General features: G+C 27.1%; 10 protein-coding genes. 7 read left to right on the forward strand and 3 right to left on the reverse strand.

The annotated features are described in order from the left end of the window. The first annotated feature begins 687 nt into the window (after positions 1-687). A complete protein-coding gene (locus tag QZZ11_RS01100) occupies positions 688-1,089 on the forward strand; it encodes a helix-turn-helix domain-containing protein (RefSeq protein WP_292472737.1) in 402 nt (133 codons plus the stop codon). On the opposite strand, the gene QZZ11_RS01105 is transcribed toward QZZ11_RS01100, so the two are convergent. After that, a complete protein-coding gene (locus tag QZZ11_RS01105; protein WP_292472739.1) occupies positions 1,086-1,763 on the reverse strand; it encodes a DsbA family oxidoreductase in 678 nt (225 codons plus the stop codon). The two genes, QZZ11_RS01100 and QZZ11_RS01105, sit on opposite strands and share 4 nt — an antisense overlap. A 56-nt stretch (positions 1,764-1,819) precedes the next feature. Continuing rightward, positions 1,820-2,068, reverse strand: coding sequence for a hypothetical protein (locus QZZ11_RS01110; protein WP_292472741.1), 249 nt, complete (start codon positions 2,066-2,068; stop codon positions 1,820-1,822). A gap of 152 nt (positions 2,069-2,220) precedes the next feature. Between QZZ11_RS01110 and QZZ11_RS01115 the strand changes: the two genes are divergently transcribed. The 5 genes from QZZ11_RS01115 to QZZ11_RS01135 all read left to right on the forward strand — a co-directional run bounded on the left by QZZ11_RS01115 (position 2,221) and on the right by QZZ11_RS01135 (position 5,834). Then, positions 2,221-2,517 (forward strand): winged helix-turn-helix domain-containing protein, encoded by a 297-nt coding sequence (locus QZZ11_RS01115; RefSeq protein WP_292472743.1) that lies wholly within the window; start codon positions 2,221-2,223, stop codon positions 2,515-2,517. A 32-nt stretch (positions 2,518-2,549) separates the two neighbouring features. After that, complete coding sequence (locus QZZ11_RS01120; RefSeq protein WP_292472745.1) at positions 2,550-3,119, forward strand: sugar O-acetyltransferase; 570 nt, start codon at positions 2,550-2,552, stop codon at positions 3,117-3,119. 765 nt (positions 3,120-3,884) lie between these two features. Further along, positions 3,885-4,571: a hypothetical protein gene (locus tag QZZ11_RS01125; protein WP_292472747.1), complete on the forward strand. Its 687-nt coding sequence runs from the start codon at positions 3,885-3,887 to the stop codon at positions 4,569-4,571. Then, a complete protein-coding gene (locus QZZ11_RS01130) occupies positions 4,561-5,196 on the forward strand; it encodes a hypothetical protein (protein ID WP_292472749.1) in 636 nt (211 codons plus the stop codon). Before QZZ11_RS01125 ends, QZZ11_RS01130 begins: the two co-directional genes overlap by 11 nt. 29 nt (positions 5,197-5,225) lie before the next feature. Further along, positions 5,226-5,834, forward strand: coding sequence for an N-acetyltransferase (locus QZZ11_RS01135; RefSeq protein WP_292472751.1), 609 nt, complete (start codon positions 5,226-5,228; stop codon positions 5,832-5,834). A gap of 18 nt (positions 5,835-5,852) precedes the next feature. On the opposite strand, the gene QZZ11_RS01140 is transcribed toward QZZ11_RS01135, so the two are convergent. Then, the gene (locus QZZ11_RS01140) at positions 5,853-7,802 is read right to left on the reverse strand and encodes a cation:proton antiporter (protein WP_292472753.1); all 1,950 of its coding nucleotides are present in this window, start codon (positions 7,800-7,802) and stop codon (positions 5,853-5,855) included. Positions 7,803-8,041: 239 nt separating this feature from the next. Here QZZ11_RS01140 and QZZ11_RS01145 point away from each other — a divergent pair. Continuing rightward, positions 8,042-8,771: RNA-guided endonuclease TnpB family protein (locus QZZ11_RS01145; protein WP_292472755.1), on the forward strand; the 730-nt coding region annotated here is incomplete at its 3' end.

Below are 8,771 nucleotides of genomic sequence, written 5' to 3' on the forward strand. Positions count from 1 at the left end.
GAAGTTTTCCATAAAAGTGATGTTGGAGCAAAATTACTATTAAACCATGAAAGTATTAAAGTACATAACGTTCCAAATCATTACAAAATGCCATTTTATATTGATGAAGAAGGTCCAATTGAGTTTACTTTAATTAAAAACATTGTAGAATTGGAGTAGATAATTTTACAATTACTTTTTTCTATTTTTTAAATAAAGAGATTAATTGAGTATTAGCCATGCTATTAATTTGACGGTTAACCTCTAGATTATATTTTATATCTATACTCTTATTTTTCATATTTTTCATTAGATTTACTGTTTTATAATATTTTTAATGCTGAATTTAAAATTATTTTCTTTTTAAAAGTTACACATTAAAAAAAGTTTTATGTCTTTTTTCATATTGTAATCAGATAATTACTTAAAGTATATATGTTGATTTTGATAGATTCAATATGATAAAAAAATAAAAAAGAATTTAATAGTAGGAGACAGTAAATAACTTAATTTATATGTAAAATTATTTAATATTGATAAATTTTTACATTTTAATTTTCTTAATACAATATTTTATCCTCCTACTTTATAATGTTATTTTAAGAATTATAAATAGATTAGGTAATGTATTACTTACTGATAATTCTTTAATTACTAAATAATCTATAATTTAAACAGAATAAGTAAAATGAACCGTGGGGGAAAAATATGTATGTAAAAGATAGGGGAGAAATATGTCCTATATATGATACATTTAATCTATTTAATAGAAAATGGGTAATAGCAATTACGATGGATTTATTTAATGGATGTACCCATTTTTATGATTTTAAAAATAATAATCCTGGTTTAAGTAATCATATTCTTTCAAAAACATTACAATTTATGGAGTTAAATGGAATAATATATAAGAAAGTTTATGAAGATCGAAGAGAAAGTAGTGAATATTATTTGACTGAAAAAGGAAAAAAACTTAACACAATAATGTATGATATGCTACTGTATTCATTAGATGAATTAAATTTCAGTAGTTTAAATGATGAAAAGAAAAAAGAATTAAAAAATAATTATAAGAAATCACTAAACATTAAAGAAGATGAATGTTGTTAATCCTGTTCTTTTGAATTAATTTTTTTAGCAAAATCTTCTTCAAATTTAATTTTTTTCAGAACATTAACAAACTCACTTGAAGGTAAAACACCCGGAATTGGATATTTATTGTTGAAAATGAAGTAAGGAACACCTTGAATACCAGTATCTAGAGCTACGCGTTCATCTAATTCAACTTCATTATTAAATTTATCTGTATTTAAAACTTCTTTAACTTCTTTTTCATTCAATCCTGCTTCTATTGCAATTTCAAGCAGGGTTTCTTTATCAGCCAATTCCAAATTTTTTGAAAAATAAGCTTCAAATAGTAAATTATTAAATTTATTAATAATCTCCTGATTATTGCTTTGAATTGCTAATTTACTTAAACGATGAGCATCTCTAGTATTGGTAAATCGACAACTTTCATACTTCATATCTAATCCATCATCTACTCCCCATTTGGTAATTTTATCAATTTCTTTCTGAGCATCTTCTTCAGTCATATTATATTTTTTTGAAAATCTGTCTAACGTACTTGATTTGCAGGTTTTTGGAGCAGAAGGATCTAGTTCAAATGAATGGGTGTCTATTTTAACATCATCTAATTTTAATTTTTCAATTGCTTTATTCAATCTTGAAATTCCAAGATAACAGTAAGGGCAGTTATAGTCTATCCAATATGAAATTTTCATTATTTATTCTCCATTTTCATTCTATTACTATTTATAAGTGTGATGTTATAAATTACTTAAGTACTATTTGAATTATCGCTAGTTGATACTTCCTTTGTGTTTGATGATTTTTCATTCATATGTTCTTTATTTTCAATGGGGTTTTCTATAACTTGTTTTTCATCCGATATTGGTTGAGACTGTTCAACATCATCAGAATTATCTTGATTTAATGAATTGAAACTTAAATTTGAAATTCCTGATATTAATAGTAATCCTACCAGGATAATTCCTACTATTAAAATTATTAAGTTGTTTTGTTTCATAGTTTCATCCTATTTTTTTTTAATTTATATTTAGTTAGTTATATTATTCCTACTTTAAATATTATCTATATATTCAGAAAAATTACCCTTAGTTATATAAACAGTAGTATTTATATAATTATACAGTCAATATTATTATTGGAAATGATAATATGAAAAAAATTTTTCAATGGGTTTTATTAGGAACCAAAGGTTCTAAAAATAGGATAAGAATTATCCAAAAAATTAAAGAAAAACCTTATAACATAAATCAATTATCAAAAGAATTAAATTTAAATTACAGAACAGTTAAACATCATCTTGCTAAACTTAAAGAGTCTAAATTGGTAGAATCATACGGAGAAAAATATGGTAAGCTGTATTTTTTATCTGATTTTATGAGTGAGCATTATGATGAGTTTATGGACTCAATTAAAAATATGGAATCATGTGGAGCACTATCTATTTGATTACCATATTAGACTATTTTTTTATGATTTTTATGATGTCTGAACTAGAGAAATTAAAGGCAGGATTAGATTACTGTTTTGCCGATAAGGAAGTTAAATCAATTAAAGATCATGCAGTTTTTCTTTGTGAGGAATATAATAATATTCATCCGTTAGACAGGCAAAAAAGGATTTCACATTTAAAAAAGTTATTGGGAAAAGTTGATGATACAGTCACAATTGAAAAGAATTTTAACTGTGATAATGGAAAAAACATTTTTGTTGGATTAAACTTTTTTGCTAATTACAATGTTACTATCCTTGATGTTAACGAAGTACATATAGGTAATGATGTTATGATTGGTCCAAACACTATAATTACAACTGTAGGTCATCCCATTTCACCAAAAGGACGAAGAAATAAATTAGCAGTTACAAAACCTGTAACTATTGGTAATGATGTTTGGATTGGTGGAAATGTTACTATTTTGCCCGGAGTGACAATTGGCAATAATGTTGTAATAGGTGCTGGTGCCGTGGTTAATAAAAATATTCCGGACAATTCATTAGCGGTTGGTGTTCCAGCTAAGATAATTAAAAAAATTGAAAATGATTTAGAATAAGCTGTTTTTTAGTTGAGGGGATAATGTTTAATTGAAATAAAATATTTTTTTAATCTTATCATTGGGGTAATACTATTATTCCCTTAAAAATATGTTTTTTTTATCTTAGAAGAGTTTATTGTTGGAAGAATGTCTTCCATAAACTTTTCATGTTAAATATTTGTTTTATATTTTTTGTTTTTCAATTATTAGGAGAGTAATATAATTATCCTCCTGTCAGAAGGATTGGTATGAAATATAATGCAGTAAATATAATTATTAGTTCAACAAATAATTTCACTGCATCTTTTGTTCCATTATCCATTGTTTCACCTTCCAGTTTTCAACATAACTCTCATATTTTAATAAAAAAATTGATTTTTATGTTTGAATATATTTATATTTTTTAAAGTATTTATAATTTGGGTAAACCTAAATTTATCTTTGTTTCATCGGAGCATTCTGTTGTTAAACGTAATGAATTAATTTTGGAATAGGTGGAAGACTTCATACTGCAGTCAGTAGAGATACACAAATAATGCATTTAAATGTTCTGCACAATATGGAAATGGTGAACGGAACTGTAATTTCTGAACATATTTTAAAACAACCAAGTCAAGAATAGAATCATATACATCACACTTAATAAACCTATATTATCATCCTATTTTTTCTTTTTCAAAGAAATTCTTAACGAAATTAATAATAATATCATTTTTTAAATATTTTTATAAGAAAAAAATTAAATAAAAAAAATATAATTTAGAATTTTATAGAGGAATTATCATGAATAACGAAGAACCATTAAAATTAATAGAAAAATGTCATGCACCGGAATGTGGTATGTTATATGCATTAAATCAAGATATTTCAGAAGAAGATTTTGAAAAAGTTAAACCATATATGCAAAAATATACACCTGCATCATTTGAAGATGTTATGAAAATATCTGGAAATCCAACTGGCTGGATGTGTACTAGAGATAATGCATCCAAGATAGAAGAAATATTGGGAATCACAGAAACATTAGATAAAATTGCAGCAGATAGAAAAGCTCAAAAAGAGGAATTTGATAAACAACGTGGAGAAAAAGAAGAAGCACAACTGGAATTGGAAAAAATATTCTTTGAAGCAAAAAGACCTAAACAAAAGTTATCAAATCTTATTAAAGCTGCACAAATAGTTTATGATCCAACAAATAGCTTCAGAGATAACAATTATTATGGTGGAGGACATTTATTCATTATTATGAAAAACAGCATATGGTATATAATGAATAATGGTCGTGAAGAAAACAATTGGAATATGAACAATATTGAAATTGAAGAAGCAGGTGGAGCCATAGGATTTAAAATACCTTACGATGAACACGTACATGATTTAATTAAAATTGTTACGGATGAAAATGAATATTCCGGCGATACATATAAAGAACCTGAATTGAATAGTACAGGTGGTTCTTGTGGTATCTGATGAACCATTAAAATTAGTACTAAAATGTATAGACCATGAAGAATTTGGAAATTTATATGCTTTTAATAAGGAAATAACCGATGAAGAAAAGGATTTGGTTATTGAATATTTTAGAAAATACAAACCTATAGATTTTAAGGACATAATGAACATAGAAGGAAATCCTCATGGGTGGATGTGTCTAGAAGAAAATGTTCCAAAAGTTGAAGAAAAACTGGGAATTACTGAAACACTTGAACAACAAAGAATTAAAAATGAACAATTACAAAAAGAGCTCAACGCAAAAAGAAAAATTAAAGATGAGGCAATGGCAGAGATTGAAAGAATTTTTCAGAATGCACCAAGACCTAACAAATTTTTAAAAAAATTACTTAAAAAGGCAGATATTGTCTATGACCCAGGGGATGGTTATTATACAGATCATGAATTTGGTGAAGGACAATTATTCATACTTGAGTCGTCATACATATGGTATATTATAAACAATGGAAGAAAAGATGATGATTATTCATTAAACAACATTAAAACAACAGGTCCTGGAGCAGTAGGATTTAGAATATCATATGATGAACATGTTCACGATTTAATTAAATTGGTATCTGATGAAAACATATACAAAGGATAATTTTTTATATTAAAGCAGGAGTTGATTTAATGAATATTAGATTAGAAAAAAGAACAGATTATAAAGAAGTTGAATTTTTGGTAAGGGAATCATTTTGGAATGTTTATAGGCCCGGATGTTATGAACATTTAATAATACATAATATGAGACATGACTCCTCTTTTATCCCTCAATTGGATTACATCATTGAAGAAGAAGGTAAAATTATTGCACAAATAGCTTATTCTACAAATGATTTATGTGATAAAGAAGGAAAAATTGAAAGTGTTGTCACATTAGGTCCTGTATGTGTACATCCAGATTACCAAAGAAAGGGGTATGGTTCTAAAATCGTTGAATTCACATTAAATTTAGCTAAAGAAATGGATATTCCTTATGTCTTCACAATTGGAGATGAAAAATTTTATAATCGTTTTGGTTTTGAAGATGCATCTAAATTTGGTTTAAAATTTAATGATGTTGAAGGTGAAACTCCATTTTTCATGGTTAAAATATTCGATACTGATAAAATTGAGAAAATCAATGGAACTTATAAAGATAATGAATGTTTTAAAGTTGATGAAGAAGAGTTAGAATCTTTTGATAAGAATTTTCCACCAAAAAAGAAAGAAAAAAGAGAAGGTCAATTAGATTTTTAAATTTTTTCACGTTTCATTTTAAGAGTTGTACTGCTCTTGAATGAAACAGTTAATATCCTCCGGATCTCCAGTAAATAATATTAAATCATCTATTTCTAATGGGAAATTAGGGCTAAATCCAACTAATGTTTTGTTATTTCTAATTATTGAAGTAACTGTTAAGTCATATTTGCTGAAATTATATTCATTTAACGGTTTTTTTCTATTTACATTTAAAGAGCCTACATTTAGATTGGTTAATCTTTCTGAAAGTTTTGCAGTAATTTCTTCAGGAGATACGCATCTGAAAGTGTTATAGTGGTCAGATCTAAGTGTATCGATAGTATCCAGTATTTCATCCACATCCTTATTGTAATAGTCCATAACTCTACTAAACATTTCAATACTTGTTTCAAATTCTTCAGGAATAACTTCATCAGCTCCGAGTTCATATAATTCTTCTACATTACGAACAAATCTTGTTCTTACAATAATATGGATATCCGGATTTAATCTACGTGCAGTATCTACGGTTTTATAAGTTGATTCAAATGTATTTGTCGCAACCACCATACATTTTGCGGATGTTACTTTTAATTCTTTTTGAACGCTTTCATTAGCAGCGTTTCCATAAATTATTGGGATACCGTATGATTTTTCTTTTTCTACAATTAAAGGATTCATATCAACAACAATGTAAGGTATATTATAACGATAACATGCTCGGGCTATGTTTTTTCCATTTACACCAAATCCAATTATTACAACGTGATCTTCTAATTCGTCTTCATAATGTTCTTCATGTTGGATATTTGTCAATTCTTCATCAACTTGATACCTTGGTATTTTTTTGAACAGATTTAATATTTTTGGCGTCATTTTCTGTAGGAACGGTGTTGAAGACATGGTAATTATACTGACAGCCAAAAACATAGTGAACAGTTCATTACTTAATAAACCATTTTTTATTCCTTCTCCTGCTAAAACAAATGAAAACTCTCCAATTTGACTTAAAAGAATTGAAATAGCTACAATTGTACTGACAGGTAATTTTAATATGCGACCAGTAACAAATGTTGCAATAAATTTTACTAACAGTACAACAATTGCTAAAAGAATTATCCATAAAATATTGGCAATGAAATATTCTACATTTATCATCAATCCTATTGATATTAAGAAAATGCTCATAAATACGTCCTGGAATGGTTGTATGTATCCCAGAGTTTGGTGGCTGTAATCTGTGTGGGAAATAATTAATCCTGCTATAAATGCTCCTAATTCGGGAGATATGCCTAAAGAAGATGTTGCATATGTTGTTCCAAGACAAATAAAAAGAACCAGTAACATATATAAGTCACGATTCTTTGTTCTGGCAGCTTCATGTAATGCTTTTGGAACAATCCAGAAAGCTCCTGCAGTAATAATAACACTTAAAACTACTAATTTCATTACTGTTAGAGGTAATGTGGTGACATCTAAGTTCTTTCCACTAAGAATAGGAGTTAAAAGCAAAACAAGAATAACCGCTATGTCTTGAAAGATCAGTATACCTAAAGTAACCCTACCCTGTGTTGAATGGGTTAAATTTTGTTTTTGAATGAGTTTCATTACAATGGCTGTACTGCTGAAACAAACTAAAAAACCAAGAAATATTGCTTCATTTAACGGGATTGAAATAAACAGTGTCAATATACAAACAAGTAATGTGGTTATCAATACTTGAAGGATACCCCCTAAAACAGCATATTTTTTTATTGCGGAAAATTTTTCGATGGAAAATTCTAACCCAATAATAAATAAAAGGAATATTACTCCCAATTCTGCAATTTCAGTAATTATGTCTGTTGAAGTAATAAATTGACCTAAAATAATTCCGGTTAAAAAGAGTCCAATCATAGAAGGAAGTTTTAATTTGTTGAAAATTAATAATATGGCTACAGCAGTAATTAAAATTATTGATATGGTTTCTAATAACAATAAATCCATAAATATTTATCTTCCCTTATTTAGTCAATTCGTTATTTAAATCTTTATATTTCCTATTACTTAATATTTTTTTGAATAAAGGCTCTGTAGAAATCATATGAATAAAGTGTGAAAAGTAATACTTTTTATCAAAATATTTAAATACTATTATCAAATAATTATTAACTATACAATAAGTAATAATTTATTATCTATATTTAATATTTTATTATTTGGTGTATTTTTTTTTGATAGTTGTTATGTATAAGAGTTTTGTTGTTCGTATTTATCCTGATGAGGTTCAGGAGAGTTTTTTTATTAATCAGTTTGGTTGTTGCCGTTTTGTTTTTAACACTTTTCTGGATGCTAAAAAGACTGTATACTCAGATAGTGGAAAGTATTTGTCTTTTTATGATTGTTCGACTATGTTGACTGAGTTGAAGAAGTCTAAGACGTGGTTAAAACGAGTTGATTCACAAGCTTTGATTGAATCGTTGAAAAATTTAGAAAATGCTTTTGACAGATTTTTTAAACACCTTAGCAAGTATCCACGCTATAAAAGTAAGTATAATCCGGTACAATCTTATAAAACCAATAATATCAATAACAACATCAGAATTATGGATAAATGGATTCGTCTTCCTAAGGTGGGTTGGATTCGATTTCGTACACATCAAAAGATATCCGGCAAAATACAATCTGTCACTGTTAAACAAAAAGCATCCGGTAAATATTTTGTTTCTATTGTATGTAAAGATGTTACAAGGCATGTTTTTAAGAGTAATGATCGCAGTTGTGGTATAGATTTGGGAATATCACGTTTTGTCACAATAAACACGGGCAAAATAATACAGTTCCCACAACAAAATAAAATCATACAATTAAATAATAAAATACGAAGATTACAAAGAAAACTATCCAAAAAACAAATTGGCAGCAAAAACTATAATAAAATCAAAAAGAAAATAGCACAAACTTATGAAAAAATAC

Source organism: Methanosphaera sp., from assembly GCF_016282985.1.
GTDB lineage: Archaea > Methanobacteriota > Methanobacteria > Methanobacteriales > Methanobacteriaceae > Methanosphaera.

What these genes read in the sequence shown, in the direction of transcription:
- QZZ11_RS01115 (WP_292472743.1), top strand. Translation starts at nt 2,221, where the DNA reads ATGAAAAAAATTTTTCAATGGGTTTTATTAGGAACCAAAGGTTCTAAA.
- QZZ11_RS01120 (WP_292472745.1), top strand. Translation starts at nt 2,550, where the DNA reads ATGATGTCTGAACTAGAGAAATTAAAGGCAGGATTAGATTACTGTTTT.
- QZZ11_RS01100 (WP_292472737.1), top strand. Translation starts at nt 688, where the DNA reads ATGTATGTAAAAGATAGGGGAGAAATATGTCCTATATATGATACATTT.
- QZZ11_RS01140 (WP_292472753.1), bottom strand. Translation starts at nt 7,802, where the DNA reads ATGGATTTATTGTTATTAGAAACCATATCAATAATTTTAATTACTGCT.
- QZZ11_RS01105 (WP_292472739.1), bottom strand. Translation starts at nt 1,763, where the DNA reads ATGAAAATTTCATATTGGATAGACTATAACTGCCCTTACTGTTATCTT.
- QZZ11_RS01110 (WP_292472741.1), bottom strand. Translation starts at nt 2,068, where the DNA reads ATGAAACAAAACAACTTAATAATTTTAATAGTAGGAATTATCCTGGTA.
- QZZ11_RS01125 (WP_292472747.1), top strand. Translation starts at nt 3,885, where the DNA reads ATGAATAACGAAGAACCATTAAAATTAATAGAAAAATGTCATGCACCG.
- QZZ11_RS01135 (WP_292472751.1), top strand. Translation starts at nt 5,226, where the DNA reads ATGAATATTAGATTAGAAAAAAGAACAGATTATAAAGAAGTTGAATTT.